We start from the raw sequence: 17,482 nt of genomic DNA on the forward strand, positions 1-17,482 counted from the left end.
GTCGTCGCGTTCATCGACGCGTACAACAAGATGGTCGTCGCGCTGCGCAGCTACAAGGCGCAGGACGTCAAGGGCGGGCTGGGCCGCGGTGGGCAACTGCAGGTCAATTGACGTCGCCGGGCCGGCGGAGGCCGCCGGCCGACTCCCGATTTCTAATTCTTGATTCTTGATGGTCGGTGCGCGCGGCGTGATTCGCGCGTACGGGCTTCGTTCGTCCTGTTCGTTTGGAAGGTGATCCCGATGAAAGCCGTTGCACTGATCGCATTGACCTGCCTCGCGCTCACCGCTTGCGGCGGCGACGACAATTCCTCGCCCGTTGCATCAGGCGGATCGGGCACGAGCAACAACGGCGGCAGCGGCGGGACGCCGACCACGGGCACATCCGGCGGCAATCCGGGCTCGCCGACCGCGTCGAACGTCGACTGTGATCCGATTTACCAGCAAGGCGATACCGTGCAGTTGCACATGTATACGCAAGCGACGTCGCAGAGCCCGTCGGTCGACAACGGCGTGTACACGCGGACTTACGCGCCGGCGACGTTCAACGGCGTGGCGCTCATGCAGCAGGCCGAAACGACGCCCGGTTCGCCGATTCAGACCAATCACTACTACCTCGTCGGCAACGGCGTACGCACGAACTACGGCGGCGAGGTTTACAGCGGCAGCACGCTCGTGTTGCGGGACGTGAACTCGCCGCCCTATGTCGAGACGATCGGGCTCGCGGGAAGCGAGACGGTGAATTACGTGGATACGCCCGTCGTTCCGTCGGGCGGCGCGCAAACGTCCGTCTCGATCCAGCGGACGTACGTCGCGCGCGAAACGGTCAGCCTCCGCAACGGCAAGGTCTTCGCGAATGCTTGCCACTATCACACCACGGAGACCTTCACCAACTCGGCGTTGACGAGCAACACGACCGCGGACGACTGGCTCGCGCCGGGCGTCGGTCTGGTCAAGTCGGTCGCCAACGTCGGCGGCACGCAGATCATCACGCGCGAACTGGAAGCGGCGACGGTGGGCGGCAAGTCGTACTAAAGGTCGGCGCGAGATGGGCGGCGCGGATGGAGAAATCGCGCACCGCGCCGTTCGCCGCGCAAGCCGGCGCCCGACCACACGCCGCGCATCGCCGAGATCGACATTCTCACTCGATCAGGACTGCGAACGCACTGTGCCGAGCCGCTCAAATTGACCGCAGGAACGCGGCGGACACACCCAACCGAAGATCCGACGAGAGCGTGCGCGACCGGGCGATTTCCTTCGTGAGCTGCATGACCGTGCGGCAAGCCAGCGTCAGTTCGCCGTGCGGCGACATGGCGAGTGCAATGAAGCGCGGCACGGACGGATCGACCACCATCGACGCTTGCAACCGGCATTCCCGTTCGAGATTGGCGATCGCGTAAGGGCCCAGCAACGCATGAATGCCGCCATCGGCGACGATGTGCCCCTGCAGACTGAGAGAATCGGCTTCCGCCGCGAAATTCAGCGACACCTGATGTTCGCCCGCGATTTGTTCGAGCCGCTCGCGCCAGCTATTGGGGCGGCAGAAAGAGACCAGCGGAATGCCATCGAGCCTCGAAAAAGCGATCGTGGGCTGACTGGTCAACGGATCGCCTTCCGCCCCAACCAGGTACGTCGCGGCCTCGACCAGATATTCGTCGCCGTTTCTCGGCGTCGGACTATTTCGAAACAGGATGGCGAGATCGACGCTGCCGTTCTCCAGCCAGGTTTCCAGCAACGCTCCTTGACCCTCGCGCACCTGTAACTGCACCAGCGGGTAACGCTCGCGAAGCCGATGGTAAAGGGTGCTGACAAGGGGATGGGCGGTGGAGGGCAGGATCCCGAGCCTGACCACGCCGATCGGCTCGCCCGCCGTGCTGCGGATGTCGTTGGACAACTGCTCCGTGCTGGCAAGCCACGCCCTCACACGCGGCGCGATACGCGCGCCCAACTCGGTCAACACCACGCCGCGCCCGGTCCGTTGAAACAGACGGCCGCCGCAGTACTGCTCGAGCTCGACGATCTGCCGGCTGATGTGAGGCTGGCTGGTCCCGTAAGCAACGGCCGTCTTGCTCAGGCTCCCGAGTTCCGCCGCGTCGATGAACAGCTTCCAGGCCGCATAGTCCACCGCGAAGCCTCCCGTAGATATGTCAAATCAGTATAGCTGAAATGCGCAATTACGCCGTTCTCGCATGGGTCGTGCGTCCCTACACTGCAACGCATGCACCGTCGTTCCGGTTCGATGCGAAACGGACGGCGGGCTCTCCTCCCGGAAAGAGGAGCGGAAAAGCTCACATTTGGAGACGTCATGAAAGCGATCGATCTGCGCGGTTTGGTCCCGGCACCCGTTACCCCTTTCACCCACGAGGGCGCGGTGGACCATGCGGCAATTCAACGGCTGGGCGCGTGGCTTGGCGGCATCGAAGGCGTCAAAGGCCTGACGGTGCTCGGACATGCCGGCGAAGGCACGTTCCTCTCGCAGAAAGAACAGGCTCAAGTCATCGAAAGCTTCGTGAAGTCCGTCGACGGCAAGATTCCGGTGATCGCCGGTATCACGCTCGAAGGCACGGAAGTGGCGGTGGAAGAGGCGAAGCGCGCGGTCGAGGCCGGCGCGTCGGCCGGTCTGGTCTATCCGTCGCACGGCTGGCTGCGCTTCGGCTATCAGAAAGGTGCGCCGCAGGATCGCTACCGCGCCATCCACGAAGGCAGCGGGCTGCCGCTCATCCTGTTCCAGTACCCGGACGCCACCAAGGCGACCTACAACCTCGACACGCAGCTGGAGATCGCCGCGCAACCGGGCGTCTTCGCGATGAAAAACGGCGTGCGCAACATGCGTCGCTGGGACGTCGAGATTCCGATCATCCGACGCGAGCGTCCGGAACTGCAAATCCTCACCTGCCACGACGAGTATCTGCTCCACACGATGTTCGACGTCGACGGGGCGCTCGTCGGCTACGGCAGCCTGGCTCCCGAGCCGCTCGTCGAACTGATCAAGGCGGGCAAGGCGAAAGACTACGCGGCTGCCCGCGCGATTCACGATCGCCTGCTGCCGGTGACGCGTAACGTGTATCACCGCGGGTCGCACATGGAAGGCACCGTCGCGCTCAAGCACGGTCTGGTGGCCCGCGGCATCCTCCAGCACGCCACCGTGCGCTCGCCGCTGCTGCCGCTCGCGCCAGGCGCGGACGTCGAAATCGCGGACGCGCTTCGTTCGGCCGGCCTCGTCGACTGACTCGGGCGTGGCCCGTCCATAGCCGGATGACGACGGCGCAGCGCCGTCCGCTTGCCGTCGGCGTCGAGCAGTCGGGGCGGCGCGCGAAACCGCGTCGCGCACGCCGCCGCCGACAGGCTCGGCAAATGATAAAAAGGGCGCCGATGTCGCGGAAAACCACCAAGAAACGTGACCGGTGCCGCACAACAAGAAGCAAGCCGAAGGTTCATAAAATGCAGCTTTTCAGGAGACAGCATGAACACCCCTTCGACCGCCTGCGGCGTCGACCTTGGTCGATCCGCGAGCGAAACGCGTCCCATGAGCGAGCAACTGCGGGCGGCGAACCTGCTGTTCCGCATCGAGAACGTGCCGTTTTGCACGTGGCACACCCGGGCACGGATCGTCATGGGCAGCGCGACCCTGTTCGATGCGTTCGACGCACTGTCGCTTGCTTTCGTGCTGCCCGTACTGGTGGGGCTCTGGCATCTTTCTCCCGGCCAGATCGGCGTGCTGATCGCTGCCGGCTATCTTGGGCAGGTCGTCGGCGCGTTGGTGTTCGGCTGGCTGGCCGAGCGCCTGGGGCGCGTGCCGAGCGCCACCATCGCGGTGGGCGTCATGTCGGCCATGAGCGTCGTATGCGCGTTCACCGGCAGCTTTCACATGCTGTTTCTGATGCGTTTCCTGCAAGGCATCGGTGTGGGCGGAGAAGTGCCCGTGGCCGCCACGTACATCAACGAGCTGTCTCAAGCGCACGGCCGCGGACGCTTCTTCATCCTGTACGAACTGATTTTCCCGTTGGGCCTGCTCGCGGCCGCGCAGCTCGGTGCGTTCGTCGTCCCGCGCTTCGGTTGGGAATATATGTTCCTGATCGGCGGGATTCCCGGCATGGTCGTCGCGATCCTGATCGCACGCCTGCCGGAATCGCCGCGCTGGCTCGTTTCACGCGGGCGGTTCGATAAGGCCGAGCGCATCATCGAGCGGCTGGAAGCCAGCACGACGAAGCGCAACCTCGACACGCAGACTCAAAGGGCCGAGGTGGACGCGCGCGTGTCGGGCCTTATGACCGGACGACAGTCGAAGCGGAAGGGAACGTGGAAGGAACTGTTCTCGCCGTTCTACCGGGGCCGCACCGTCGTCGTGTGGCTGCTGTGGGCGAGCGCTTATTTCGTGGCCAATGGCATCAACAACTGGCTGCCGAGCCTCTACAAGACGGTCTACCATCTGCCGCTGCAAGCGTCGCTTCAGATGGCGTCGATCTCGAACGTCCTGAGTACGTGCGGCGTGCTTGCCTGCGCGCTGCTGATCGATCGGGTCGGACGCCGCCGGTGGGCAATGGCCTGCTTCATCATCAGCGCGGCCCTGCTCGCCGCACTGGGCATTCATGGCGCGGGCAGCGCGTGGTCCGTGATGTTGCTCGGATCGTCGGCCTATGCGGTGATGGCCACGACCACGGTCCTTCTGTACCTGTACACCCCTGAAATCTATCCCACCCGGATGCGCGCGATCGGCACCGGTCTCGCGACTTCGTGGCTGCGCGCGGCGTCTGCCGCCGCGCCGGCGATCGTCGGCGTCGTATTGACCGGAAGAGGCATCGCCGCGGTATTCGTCATGTTTGCCGTGGTCAGTGCGGTGGGCTTCGTCGTCGCCGCGCGCATGGTCGAGACGACCAATCGTTCGCTCGAAGAGATTTCCCCGTAGTCACTTGCATGCCTGACGGCGCCTTTCCCTGAGAAGCCTCGAGGGAAGGCGTTTCGTCGCTCGTCACGCCCGTGGCTTCAGCGACATGCTCGCAACAAGCGCCGCCGTCAAAGAGTAGTCCATCAGTACTGCTGACAGGATTGCCGTGGAAAAGGCCGCTCAAAAAATATGAATGGAGACAACCGAAATGAAAAAGACACGACAGGTCGTGGTGCGCGTGGCCGCCCGGCGCGTTGTCGGTACGCTCGGCGCGACGGCGATATTCGGCGCCGGTCTGGTATGGACCTCCGGCGGCGCACACGCAGACAGCGGCTCCCAGGTTCAGCTTTATGGCCTCATCGGCACCTACGTCGGGAGCATCAAACGCAGCGATACGCCGCGGTCCACGGTACTGATGGGAAGCGGCGGGCTGACCACGTCGTTCTGGGGAATCCGCGGCAAGGAAGATCTTGGCGGCGGCGTCGGCGCCATTTTCGTCCTCGAAAGCTTCTTTCAACCCGCCAACGGCGCGCTGGGACGCAGTGCGGCGGACCCGTTCTGGTCGCGCAATGCGTACGTGGGCTTTCAAGGCGACTTCGGCCAGTTGACCTTCGGGCGACAAAGAAACCCGGCCTATACGGCCGAATCCGTCGTCAATCCGTTCGGATCCTCGACCGTCTTCTCTCCACTCGTCCTGCAGACGTTCGTGACCAACTATGGCGGGACGATCATCGGCGATACGGTGTGGAACAACACCGTCAAGTACACGACGCCGGACTTCAACGGGTTCGGCGCCACCGTCATCTATGGTCTTGGCGGCGTGGCGGGCTCGCCTGGCGTCGGTAACCTCGGCGTTCACTTGAACTATCGAGGGCACGGTCTCACGGCCGTGTTGTCGGGCCAGCGCGTGCGCTATACCGCGGCAGGGCCGGTCGGCGCGCAGTACGCCTATCTGGCGGGCGCGGCATACGACTTCAAGATCGTCACGCTCTACGGCGCGTGGGCGATGACAAGCGACGCGCGTACGCCGACCGGCAGCCACACTTGCGAGGCGGGTGTGTCGATCCCGTTGTCGCCGGCCGACTTCCTGCTTGCAGAGTGGGCGCGCACGAAGCGGTCCGGCCCGACCGAAGCGGCCCGCAGCCTGCGGAACACCGCGTCTGTCGGCTACAACCACCTGCTGTCGAAACGCACGGACATCTACGCGATTTACTCCTACGACAAGCTGAGCGCTCGCCCCACCGGCAACACGTTCGCGGCCGGCATTCGCCACACGTTCTGATTCCGTCCCGCCTCCTCCAGCGCCCCGCGGCGCTAAATCCTTCCCTGAACGGGAGGGCGCGTTTATGATCCGCCGCTGCAAGCGGTCGTCGTCGGAATCGCCTGACGCGTCACACCACCGGTCCATTCCTTCGGACACCGCTTTCCGTTTGTGCCCAACTTTCCCGCGAATCCGCGAAGCCCCCGGCTGGCCGGGGGTCTCGTTACGCCAAATCGAAAGCGATCTGTAAATAACAATGCTGCCGACAAGTTATAACGCGTTGCTCGTTCTTCTTTCGCTCCTGATCGCCATCCTGGCGTCCTACACCGTGCTGGACATGGCCGGGCGTATCAAGACGGCCGGCGGGCGCGCCGCACATGGGTGGCTGGTAGGCGCGGCCAGCGTGATGGGGGCGGGCATCTGGTCGATGCATTTCGTCGGCATGCTGGCCTTCGCGTTGCCGATTCCACTGGGATACGATCCGGCCATGACGGTGCTTTCGTTGCTGATCGCCATCGGCTGCTCCACGGTTGCGCTGTGGCTCGTCTGTCGGGGCACGCTCAGATGGCACCGGCTCGGCGGCGGCGCGATGTTGATGGGGACTGGCGTAGCGGGCATGCATTACACGGGCATGGCGTCGATGCACATGTCGCCGGGCATCCGGTACGACCCGTTGCTCGTCTGCCTGTCGGTCGCGATTGCCGTCGTCGCATCGGGCGCCGTGCTGTGGATCGTATTCATTCGGCGAACCGCTTCGTCTCGCGTGCGCCTGCTCAATCTGGGGGCGGCGGTCCTGATGGGCGCCGCCATCGCCGGCATGCACTATACGGGAATGGCGGCCGCCCGGTTCCCGCTGGGCAGCATCTGCGGGGCCGCCGGCTCCAGCATGGATCCCGGCGGGCTGGCGCTCGTCATCGTCGTGGCCACGTTGGCGATACTCGCCATCGCGCTGATCGTTTCGGTCCTCGACCTGCGTCTGGAAGCCCGCACGGCGGTACTGGCGACCTCGCTGGCCGAAGCGAACCAGGAGCTGACGTATCTGGCACTGCACGACACCCTCACCAAGCTCCCCAACCGCGTGCTGCTCGAAGACCGGATCGACCAGGCGATCCAGAGCACCGACCGCGAGCACGGGTGTTTCGCGCTGATGTTCATGGACCTCGACGGATTCAAGGCCGTCAACGACGCCTATGGTCATCATGTCGGCGATCTGTTGCTGGTCGACGTGGCTCGGCGCATCGGCGCGAACCTGCGCTCGCAGGACACGATTGCCCGTCTGGGCGGCGACGAGTTCGTGCTCGTCGTGGCCGTGAACGAGCCCGCCGACGCGGCTGACGTGGCGGACAAGGTATTGGCGGTGATTCGGGCGCCGTTCCACGTGTCCGAACACGAATTGCGCGTGTCGGCCAGCATCGGTATCGCGCTCTATCCCGGCAACGGCAGCGATTTCCGCGAGCTGATGACCAATGCCGATGCGGCGATGTATCACGCCAAGGCGCTCGGCCGAAACGCGTACTGCTTCTTCGAGGCATCGATGAACGCGAACGTCCGCGAGCACTTGAAAATCGTGCAGGAACTCCGTCTGGCGCTGGAGCGGCATGAACTGGTCCTGCACTACCAGCCGAAGTTCGAAGTGCCCGATGGACCGATCGTCGGCGTCGAGGCGCTGTTGCGATGGAAGCACCCGACGCGCGGCCTCATGTCGCCCGATCAGTTCATCTCGATTGCGGAAAAGACCGGATTGATCGTGCCGATCGGCGAATGGGTACTGGACGAGGCCTGCCGGCAGATGCGCGCGTGGCGCGATGCGGGCCGAACCGACTGGACGATGGCCGTGAACCTGTCACCGTTGCAGTTCGGTCACGCGAGCCTGATCCGGGTCGTGGAGGCCGCATTGCAGCGGCACGCGCTGGAGCCGCACTGCCTGACGCTGGAGATCACCGAATCGACCGCGATGCGCGATGCCGACGCCAGCCTGAGAATCCTCCAGCAGCTTCACGACATGGGGGTGCGAATTTCGATCGACGACTTCGGCACCGGTTATTCGAGCTTGCTGTATCTCAAGCGCTTGCCGGCCAGCGAGCTCAAGATCGACCGGGGATTCATCCGGGATCTCGAACACGATACCGAAGATGCCGCGATCATTTCCGCGATCGTCGCGCTCGGTCGGGCACTCGACCTGAAGATCGTCGCGGAGGGCGTGGAAACGACCGCGCAGCAGCAGTTCCTGACCCGGCTCGGCTGCAATTCGCTGCAGGGCTTCTTGCTCGGGCGTCCGATGCCGGCGGATCACTTCGTCGAAGTGACCGCGCAAGGCACGGCGATCAAGAGCATGTGATCCTGAATCGCAACGCGTCGGGATCCAAACTTAAACGAAATGTGATCCCTCGCCGCCGCAAAATTTTGCACAATGACGGCAGCGCGGCCTCCCGCCGCGCTTCGATCCGGGCCGATCGCCCGCCGATCACCGTTATTGAGCCCCGCTCCTACGTGCCGCCGCCCACCGCCATGGACCAACCGAAACGCATCCTGATCGTCGAGGACGACGCCGACATCGCCGACGTGCTGAGCCTGCACCTGCGCGACGAGCGCTACGAGGTCGTGCACAGCGCGGACGGCGCCGAAGGGCTGCGCCTGCTCGAACAGGGCAACTGGGACGCGCTGATCCTCGACCTGATGCTGCCGGGCGTCGACGGCCTCGAGATCTGCCGGCGCGCGCGGGCGATGACGCGCTATACGCCGATCATCATCACGAGCGCGCGGTCGAGCGAGGTGCACCGGATCCTCGGCCTCGAACTCGGCGCCGACGACTACCTCGCGAAGCCGTTCTCGGTGCTCGAACTCGTCGCGCGCGTGAAGGCGCTGCTGCGGCGCGTCGATGCGCTCGCGCGCGATTCGCGGATCGACGCGGGCACGCTCGACGTCGCGGGGCTCGCGATCGACCCGATCGCGCGCGAGGCGAGCGTCGACGGCGCACGCATCGACCTCACGCCGCGCGAATTCGACCTGCTGTATTTCTTCGCGCGGCATCCGGGCAAGGTGTTCTCGCGGATGGATCTGCTGAACGCCGTGTGGGGCTACCAGCACGAAGGCTACGAACACACGGTCAACACCCACATCAACCGCCTGCGCGCGAAGATCGAGGCCGATCCGGCCGAGCCCGTGCGGATCCTCACCGTGTGGGGGCGCGGCTACAAGCTCGCCGCGCCGGGCCAGCGGGACGCATGATGAAGCTCACGCTCACCCGGCGGCTGTCGCTCGTGTTCTCGATCCTGCTGCTCGCGTGCTCGGGCGCGTCGGCGTGGCTGCAGATCCGCGCGAACGACATGCGCGAGAAGGAAGTCGTGCAGGCGCTGTCGCGCGACCTGGCCGCCAACATCGCCAACAGTGCGCCGCTGATGGACGCGAACGGGCTGCGCCCCGACGCCGTGCGCACGCTGTTCGGCCAGTTGATGGGCGTGAACCCGAGCGTCGAGGTGTACCTGCTCGACAACGCGGGGCGCATCAAGGGCGACGACGCGCCGCCCGGCCACGTGAAGCGCGACCGCGTCGATCTCGCGCCCGTGCAGCGCTTCATCGCGGGCGAGCCGCTGCCGATCCTCGGCGACGATCCGCGCAGCCCGGACGCGCGCAAGGTGTTCAGCGCCGCGCCGCTGCAGCGCGCGGGGCAGCCGCCGTCCGGCTACATCTACGTGGTGCTGCTCGGCGAGGCGCATGACCGGCTCGCCGCGCGCGTCGACGCCGGCAACGTGCTGCGCACGACGCTGTGGTCGATGGCGATCGTCGCGCTGCTCGGCCTGCTCGCGGGCCTCGTCGCATTCGGCTTCATCACGCGCCCGCTGCGCCGGCTGACGGCCGCGATGCGCGACTTCGACGCGAACGGTGCGCCCCGCGCGCCGGGTGGGGCCGACACGCTCAACACGCCCGACACGCCGCCGCCGGTGCTGCACTTGCCGCCGGGCCGCCGCGGCGACGATATCGCGGTGCTCGAATCCGCGTTCGCGCAAATGGCCGACCGGATCGGCGACCAGTGGCGCGCGCTGACGCGTCAGGACCAGCAGCGGCGCGAACTGATCACGAACATCTCGCACGACCTGCGCACGCCGCTGACGTCGCTGCACGGCTATCTGGAGACGCTGTCGCTGAAGGCCGACACGCTGCCCGAGCCCGAGCGGCGGCGCTACCTGTCGATCGCGCTCGCGCAGAGCGCGAAGGTCGGGCGGCTCGCGCAGGCGCTGTTCGAACTCGCGCGGCTCGAATCGGGCGGCGTGCAGGCCGAGCGCGAGCCGTTCTCGCTCGTCGATCTCGTGCAGGACGTGTTCCAGAAATTCGAGCTGGCCGCGCAATCGCGCGGCGTCGCGCTGCATGCGCGGATTCCGCCGCGCGTGCCGGTCGTATCGGCCGATCTCGGGATGATCGAGCGCGTGCTGACCAACCTGCTCGACAACGCGCTGCGGCACACGCCTTCGCACGGCGAGGTCGAGATCGCGCTGGAGACGCACGGCGATCGCGTGATCGTGACCGTGTCGGATACCGGGGAAGGGATTCCGGCCGCACGGCGCGAAGGGCTGTTCCAGCGGCCGCAGCGGCCGATGAGCGGCGGCACCGCGACGAGCGGCGGGCTGGGCCTGCTGATCGTGCACCGGATGCTGGCGCTCAACGGCAGCGGCATCCGGCTCGTCGACCGGGAAGGGCGCGGTGCGGTGTTCGAGTTCGCGCTGGCGGTCGCGTCGCCGGCGGCGGGCGACGGTACGCGCTGACCGCGCTCGGCAGGCGCTACTTGCCGCGCTTGCGCCGCACGTCGCTCGGCGTCGTGCCGGTCCAGCGCTTGAACGCGTGACGGAATCCCACTGCATCGCTGAAGCCCAGCGTCAGCGCGATATCCTCGGTGCTGAGCGTGGTCGTGCCGAGATAGTCGATCGCGAGCGCCTTGCGCACGCTCGTCAGCAGTTCGCTGTACGACGTGCCTTCGGCTTCGAGCTTGCGGCGCAGCGTGCGCGACGTCATGCACAGGCGCTCGGCGATCGCGTCGATGTCCGGGAATTGTCCCGGCGTGCGGGTGAGCTCCTCGTACACGCGTCGCGTAATGCCCGACTGGCTGCGTAATGCGTCGAGCAATTGCGCGCAGTGCGACGACACCTGCGCGGCCGTGATCGGATTCGCGAGCTGAGGCGCGCGCGCGAGCCATGCCGCCGGATAGCTGAGCACGTGATGCGGCTGGTCGAACGCGATCGGGCATTCGAGCGCGTCGGTCAGCAGCGCCCCGTGCGGCGGCCGCGGCTGCGCGAACTGCGCGCGCGCGGGCACGCACCACGCACCCATCACGTCCTTGATGATCGTCACGTGCAGCGCGAACTGCATGTCGATCAGGAAACGGTACAGCGGCTCGTCGAGATCGGGCAGCGCGACTTCGTGGCGGTCCGGAAACAGCCACGATGCGGTATCGCCCTGTTCGACCCAGCGGATCGGCAGCATGCCGTTCGCGAGCCGGTGATATTTGACGGCCGAATCGAACGCGCGCGCGAGCGATTCGGAGCACAGCATCGCGTAGCCGTACATGCCGTAGCTCGACGCGCGCAGCAGGCGGCCGACGCGTACGCCGAGGTCGGTGCCGTCGTACCGGCCGACCGCATTGCGCGCGGCCGTCAGGAACTGCAGCGGCGACGTGAGCGTGAACGGGTCCGCGACGTCGGCCGGCGCGAGGCCGGTGCCGGCGAGCACCGTCGCCGGGTCGAGGCCGGCTTGCGCAGCCACGTCGACGAGCACGGCCAGCTTGGCCGGCGTGAAGCGCTGCTCGCGCAACGCGTGGGCGGCGGCGGCGTCCGGCAGCCCGGTAGGCTGGGCATGGGGAGGTTTCGAGAGCGCACTGCGCGGCATGACGGGGATCCTGCGTCCGAATCGATATCGTTGACGGCACGCAATTCTGCTCGGGAACGGTCCCATTCGCCACCGGGTTCACCCTGATGCACCGACGGAGCTGCCCGGGCGGACAGGCGTTCGCCGTGCGATGTTGCGCAGGCACGCGCCTCGCCTGTCCGTTTCGATCATGTTTTCGGCCGCCCGGATCATTTGCAAAGCGCGTCGTGCGCGCGATAGTCGCCGATCAGGCGGCGGCCCGCGTCCTTCCGGCGTGCAGGCCGCCGTGCGAACGGCACGCAGGCTGGCGTGCCGTCCCCAGAGGAGTGAGACATGACGAACAGACACTGGACCGGGTCGTATGGCCCGATCCCCGCCGAGATCGACGCCGACCGCCATCCTTCCGTCAGCGCGCTGCTGGACGACGCGATGCGCCGCTTCGCCGACCGTCCGGCGTTCCATGCGTTCGGCCGCACGCTCACCTATGCCGATGTCGAGCGCCTGTCGAGCGCGCTGGCCGCGTATCTGCAGCAGGTCGTCGGCGTGCGCAAGGGCGATCGCGTGGCCGTGATGCTGCCCAACGTGCTCGCGTTTCCGGTCGTGTTCGTCGCCGTCGCGAAGATCGGCGCGGTCCAGGTCAACGTGAATCCGCACTACACCGCGCGCGAGCTCGAGCATCAGCTCAACGACGCGGGGGTCGAGGTGGCGATCGTCTGCGGCGGGTCGATGGGCACGTTCGCGGACGTGGTCGGCGGCACGCGCGTGCGCACCGTGCTGAGCGTGGGGCGCGACGATCTCGGCGTCGTCGATGCGCCGGCCGGCGCATGCGACGCGCTGCCGCCCGGTTCGACCGCGCTCGCGCACGCCATCGCCGCCGGCGAATCGCTCGCGTGCGAGCCGGTTGCGCAAAGCGGCGCGGACCTGTTGCTGCTGCAATACACGGGCGGCACGACCGGCCTGTCGAAGGGCGCGGCGCTGTCGCATCGCAACCTCGTCGCGAACGTCGCGCAGTTCGCGGCGATCGTGCCGGACGCGCGCCAGCCGGGCGAAGAGGTCATCGTCACGGCGATCCCGCTGTATCACATCTTCGCGCTGACGGTGAACTTCCTGTCCTACTTCGCGATCGGCGCGCAGAACTGGCTCGTCGCGAACCCGCGCGACATGGACGGGTTCGTCGACGTGCTGAAGGCCGCGCGGCCGACCGTGTTCGTCGGCGTGAACACGCTGTACGCGGGGCTTGCCGGCCATCCGCGGCTGAAGGAGGTCGACTGGTCGCGGCTGAAGCTGTCGGCCGGCGGCGGCGCGGCGGTGATCGACGTGATCTCGTCGCGTTGGAAGGCGGTGACGGGTAATTTCATCCGCGAAGGCTACGGGCTGTCGGAAACGTCGCCGGTCGTGTCGTTCAACCCGCAGTCGATCGACCGGTTCACGGGCACAACGGGCCTGCCGCTGCCGTCAACCGACGTGAAGCTGCTCGACGACCAGGATCGCGAGGTGGCGATCGGCGAAGCGGGCGAGATCTGCGTGAAGGGGCCGCAGGTGATGAGCGGCTACTGGCAGAAGCCGGACGCGAATGCGGCCGCGTTCACCGCGGACGGCTATTTCCGCACCGGCGATGTCGGCGTGTTCGACGCGGCCGGCTTCCTGCGGATCGTCGACCGCAAGAAGGACATGATCATCGTGTCCGGCTTCAACGTGTATCCGAACGAGGTGGAGGCGGTCGCGACCGCGCTGCCGGGCGTCGCCGAATGCGCGTGCATCGGCGTGCCGGACCCGCGTACGGGCGAGGCCGTCAAGCTGTTCGTGGTGCTGGCGCCGGACGCCGACGTGACCGAAGCGCATCTCGTCGCGCATTGCCGCGCGAGCCTGGCCGCGTACAAGGTGCCGAAGCTCGTGCGCTTCGTCGACCGGCTGCCGAAGTCGACGGTCGGCAAGATCCTGCGCCGGGAACTCAGCCGCACCGACTGATGACGGCGCCGCGACCCGCCGCGCGGCCGCGGCTGCGCGGCGCGGTGTGCGTGGAAAGCCCCGAAGGTGGCGCGCGGGCCGCTCAAGTACAATGCGGTCGGTTCGATCGACGGGGACGCGATGACCGGCTCAGATTCACTTTCCGCCCAGCCCGGGCGTGCGCTGCCGTCGCCGAGCGCGACGGTGCCGATCTCGCTCGTCAACGGTTTTCTCGCGAGCGCGGGCGTGCAGCGCGACGTGGTCGAGCGCTACCTGCGCGGCGCCGGCATTCCGATCGAGCTGCTCGGCGAGCCGCATGCGCGCGTGACGGAGGAGCAGTTCTCGACGCTGTACCGCACGCTCGCGATCGACCTCGACGACGAGATGCCCGGCATCTTCTCGCGCCCGTTGCGCGGCGGCACGCTGAAGTACCTGTGCCTGAGCCTGCTCGATGCGCGCAACCTCGAAACGGCGCTGCATCGTTTCGGGCAATTCTTCCATATCCTGCTCGACGATTTCTTCGTCGAATCGAAGCGCGACGAACTCGTCGCGCAGGTGCTGCTGCGCCCGAACGACGCCATCGGACCGATCGGCGCGCTCGGCCAGGAGCTGATGCTCAAGCTCGTGCACGGCGTGTGCTCCTGGCTGATCGGGCAGAAGATTCCGCTGCTGCAGATCGAGTTCGCGTGCCCGCGGCCGCGCCATGCGGTCGATCACCTGTACTTCTTCACCGGGGCCGTGCAGTTCGACTGCGCGCGCACGCTGATGCGCTTCAGCGCCGATTACCTCGACGCGCCGATCCGGCAGAGCAAGCGCAACCTGCGCAAGTTCCTCGCACGCGCGCCCGGCGACTGGATCTTCGAATCGTTCAGCGAACAGCTCGTGTGCCACCGGGTGCGGCAATACCTGTCGGCGGCGCTGCCGGATCTGCCCGTGATCGATCAGGCGGCCGAGCACCTGCATTGCTCGGTGCGCACGCTGAGCCGCCATCTGGCCGCCGAAGGGACGACGTTCCAGGTGCTGAAGGACGAGCTGCGGCGCGATGTCGCGATCCAGCGGCTGACCGATACGCCCGACACGATCGCAGCGATCGGCGCCGATATCGGCTTCGACGATCCGAGCGCGTTTCATCGCGCGTTCCGGCACTGGACGGGCAGTACGCCGGGGACGTATCGGCGCCGCGCGTGACGCCGGAGTGGGGCCGGGTGTCGCTGATTCGCGGTTTCACGGGTTCACGGATCGCATCCCATAACCGGCTCCTTGGCGGTATTCATGGCCGGTTTTTCAGAGGACACTCCCATAACCGGCTCCCTTTGCCGCTTCGAGCCGGGGAGACGCGCGTGCACCCGGCCGTTTTTTGGCGCGCGTTGCCGCCATTGTCGAGACGGACGGATCGGGCGCCGACGCCCGCCCGGCGGGCTTCACCGCCGCGCGCAAGGGCCGCGTGCGGCGTGCGCCGTGGCCGGTTTTGTCACCATGTGGGCCGGATATGACAATGGGAATCGGGATCCCCGGCGTTAGGATGGCCCATCGCGTCGCCCGGCACTGGCCGGTTTTGCCGTACCGGCCCCCGTGGCGCCCCTATTCACCGCCTGAATGGAACATCGACCATGAGCTATAACGCCCCCGTCAAGGACATGCTGTTCGTGCTGAAGGAACTCGCAGGCATCGACGCCGTCGCGCAGTTGCCGGGCTTCGAGGATGCGGGTGTCGACACGGCGCAGGCCGTGCTCGACGAATCCGCGAAATTCTGCGGCGAGGTGCTGGCGCCGCTGAACGTCGAAGGCGACCGCAACCCGAGCAGCTGGAAGGATGGCGTCGTGACCGCGACGCCGGGCTTCGGCGCAGCGTTCCGTCAGTTCGTCGAGGGCGGCTGGCAGGGGCTGCAGCATCCGGCCGAATACGACGGCCAGGGCCTGCCGAAGCTGATCGCGACGCCGTGCATCGAGATGCTGAACGCATCGAACCTGTCGTTCGCGTTGTGTCCGCTGCTCACCGACGGCGCGATCGAGGCGCTGCTGACGGCCGGCACCGACGAGCAGAAGCAGCGCTACGTGCCGAAGCTGATCTCCGGCGAATGGACCGGCACGATGAACCTGACCGAGCCGCAAGCCGGGTCGGATCTCGCGCTGGTGCGCTCGCGCGCGGAGCCGCAGGGCGACGGCACGTACAAGGTGTTCGGCACGAAGATCTTCATCACGTGGGGCGAGCACGACATGGCGGACAACATCGTCCACCTGGTGCTGGCGCGCACGCCGAACGCACCGGAAGGCGTGAAGGGCATTTCGCTGTTCATCGTGCCGAAGTTCATGGTCAACGAAGACGGTTCGCTCGGCGCGCGCAACGACGTGCACTGCGTGTCGATCGAGCACAAGCTCGGGATCAAGGCGAGCCCGACCGCGGTGCTGCAATACGGCGATCACGGCGGCGCGATCGGTTACCTGGTCGGCGAAGAGAATCGCGGCCTCGAATACATGTTCATCATGATGAACGCGGCGCGCTTCGGCGTCGGGATGCAGGGGATCGGCGTGGCCGACCGCGCGTACCAGAAGGCCGCCGCATTCGCGAAGGAACGCGTGCAGAGCCGCCCGGTGGACGGCTCGGCGAAGCAGTCGGTGACGATCATCCATCACCCGGACGTGCGCCGGATGCTCGGCACGATGCGTGCGCTGACCGAAGGCGCGCGCGCGCTCGCCTACGTGGCCGCCGCGCACAGCGACATGGCGCACCGCCATTCGGACGAGGCGACGCGCGCGCGTCATCAGGCGATCTACGAATATCTGGTGCCGGTCGTGAAGGGCTGGAGCACCGAGATGGTGAACGACGTGGCGAGCCTCGGCGTGCAGGTGCACGGCGGGATGGGCTTCATCGAGGAAACCGGCGCCGCGCAGTACTACCGCGACGCGCGGATCCTCGCGATCTACGAAGGCACGACCGCGATCCAGGCGAACGACCTCGTCGGCCGCAAGACGCTGCGCGACGGCGGCGCGGTCGCGAAGGCGCTGATCGCCGAGATCGGCGACACGGTCGCGGCGCTCGGCAAGCTCGACGGCGCGGCGGCCGCATCGATGAAGGCGCAACTGGAGAAGGGGGCGCGCGCGTTGTCGGCGGTGGTCGACTACGTGCTGGCGAACGCGAAACAGGACCCGAACGCGGTGTTCGCGGGCAGCGTGCCGTACCTGAAGCTCGCGGGCGTCGTGCTGTGTGGCTGGCAGATGGCGCGCGCGCTGCTGGCTGCGCACGCGAACCGCGCGAGCGACGTCGCGTTCTTCGACGCGAAGATCGCGATCGCGCAATGCTATGCGGAGCACGTGCTGGTGCAGGCGGCCGGGCTCGAAGCGTCGATCGTCGGCGCGAAGGGCAACGAGAGCGTGCTCGCGTTGACGGAAGACCAGTTCTGACCGCTGACGGTCGGGACGCAGCAGGAGACAGGATTTTGACCACACAGGACTTGCTCGCGCAATACGGCCCGCGCGAATCGATGGAATACGACGTCGTGATCGTCGGCGGCGGCCCCGCCGGGCTGTCGGCGGCGA

At 66.8% G+C, this 17,482-nt stretch carries 11 protein-coding genes and 1 pseudogene; 10 read left to right on the forward strand and 2 right to left on the reverse strand.

Features of this window, described 5'->3' with window-relative positions:
• The first annotated feature begins 240 nt into the window (after positions 1-240).
• Positions 241-1,032 (forward strand): hypothetical protein, encoded by a 792-nt coding sequence (locus tag J8I35_RS33900; RefSeq protein WP_209929341.1) that lies wholly within the window; start codon positions 241-243, stop codon positions 1,030-1,032.
• Between the two features lie 145 nt (positions 1,033-1,177).
• Here J8I35_RS33900 and J8I35_RS33905 read toward each other — a convergent pair whose 3' ends face one another.
• Positions 1,178-2,122 carry a LysR family transcriptional regulator gene (locus J8I35_RS33905; RefSeq protein ID WP_124557471.1) on the reverse strand — a complete coding sequence of 315 codons (945 nt, stop codon included), beginning with the start codon at positions 2,120-2,122 and terminating at the stop codon, positions 1,178-1,180.
• A gap of 180 nt (positions 2,123-2,302) precedes the next feature.
• Here J8I35_RS33905 and J8I35_RS33910 point away from each other — a divergent pair, with 180 nt between their 5' ends.
• The 6 genes from J8I35_RS33910 to J8I35_RS33935 all read left to right on the forward strand — a co-directional run bounded on the left by J8I35_RS33910 (position 2,303) and on the right by J8I35_RS33935 (position 10,903).
• Positions 2,303-3,226 (forward strand): dihydrodipicolinate synthase family protein, encoded by a 924-nt coding sequence (locus tag J8I35_RS33910; protein ID WP_209929342.1) that lies wholly within the window; start codon positions 2,303-2,305, stop codon positions 3,224-3,226.
• 234 nt (positions 3,227-3,460) lie between these two features.
• Positions 3,461-4,903 carry an MFS transporter gene (locus J8I35_RS33915; RefSeq protein WP_089490236.1) on the forward strand — a complete coding sequence of 481 codons (1,443 nt, stop codon included), beginning with the start codon at positions 3,461-3,463 and terminating at the stop codon, positions 4,901-4,903.
• Positions 4,904-5,090: 187 nt separating this feature from the next.
• Positions 5,091-6,164 (forward strand): porin, encoded by a 1,074-nt coding sequence (locus J8I35_RS33920; RefSeq protein ID WP_209929343.1) that lies wholly within the window; start codon positions 5,091-5,093, stop codon positions 6,162-6,164.
• A 235-nt stretch (positions 6,165-6,399) separates the two neighbouring features.
• Entirely contained in the window at positions 6,400-8,481 is a 2,082-nt protein-coding gene (locus tag J8I35_RS33925; RefSeq protein WP_209929344.1) for a bifunctional diguanylate cyclase/phosphodiesterase, read from the forward strand.
• A 170-nt stretch (positions 8,482-8,651) separates the two neighbouring features.
• Positions 8,652-9,371 (forward strand): response regulator transcription factor, encoded by a 720-nt coding sequence (locus J8I35_RS33930; RefSeq protein ID WP_050016036.1) that lies wholly within the window; start codon positions 8,652-8,654, stop codon positions 9,369-9,371.
• On the forward strand, positions 9,371-10,903 hold the full coding sequence (locus tag J8I35_RS33935; protein WP_124631913.1) for a HAMP domain-containing sensor histidine kinase: 1,533 nt from the start codon (positions 9,371-9,373) through the stop codon (positions 10,901-10,903). Before J8I35_RS33930 ends, J8I35_RS33935 begins: the two co-directional genes overlap by 1 nt.
• Positions 10,904-10,919: 16 nt before the next feature.
• Here the strand turns inward: J8I35_RS33935 and J8I35_RS33940 are convergent, their stop codons facing one another.
• Complete coding sequence (locus tag J8I35_RS33940; RefSeq protein WP_050016032.1) at positions 10,920-12,020, reverse strand: AraC family transcriptional regulator; 1,101 nt, start codon at positions 12,018-12,020, stop codon at positions 10,920-10,922.
• 312 nt (positions 12,021-12,332) lie between these two features.
• Between J8I35_RS33940 and J8I35_RS33945 the strand changes: the two genes are divergently transcribed.
• The 3 genes and pseudogenes from J8I35_RS33945 (at position 12,333) to J8I35_RS33955 (ending at position 17,347) form a co-directional block, all read left to right on the forward strand.
• Positions 12,333-13,967: an AMP-binding protein gene (locus J8I35_RS33945; protein WP_050016029.1), complete on the forward strand. Its 1,635-nt coding sequence runs from the start codon at positions 12,333-12,335 to the stop codon at positions 13,965-13,967.
• A 46-nt stretch (positions 13,968-14,013) separates the two neighbouring features.
• Positions 14,014-15,134 (forward strand): annotated as a pseudogene (locus tag J8I35_RS33950) (AraC family transcriptional regulator).
• Positions 15,135-15,556: 422 nt separating this feature from the next.
• A complete protein-coding gene (locus J8I35_RS33955) occupies positions 15,557-17,347 on the forward strand; it encodes an acyl-CoA dehydrogenase (protein ID WP_209929345.1) in 1,791 nt (596 codons plus the stop codon).
• The last annotated feature ends 135 nt before the right edge of the window (positions 17,348-17,482 follow it).

This window comes from Burkholderia sp. CpTa8-5 (assembly GCF_017815045.1).
GTDB lineage: Bacteria > Pseudomonadota > Gammaproteobacteria > Burkholderiales > Burkholderiaceae > Burkholderia > Burkholderia sola.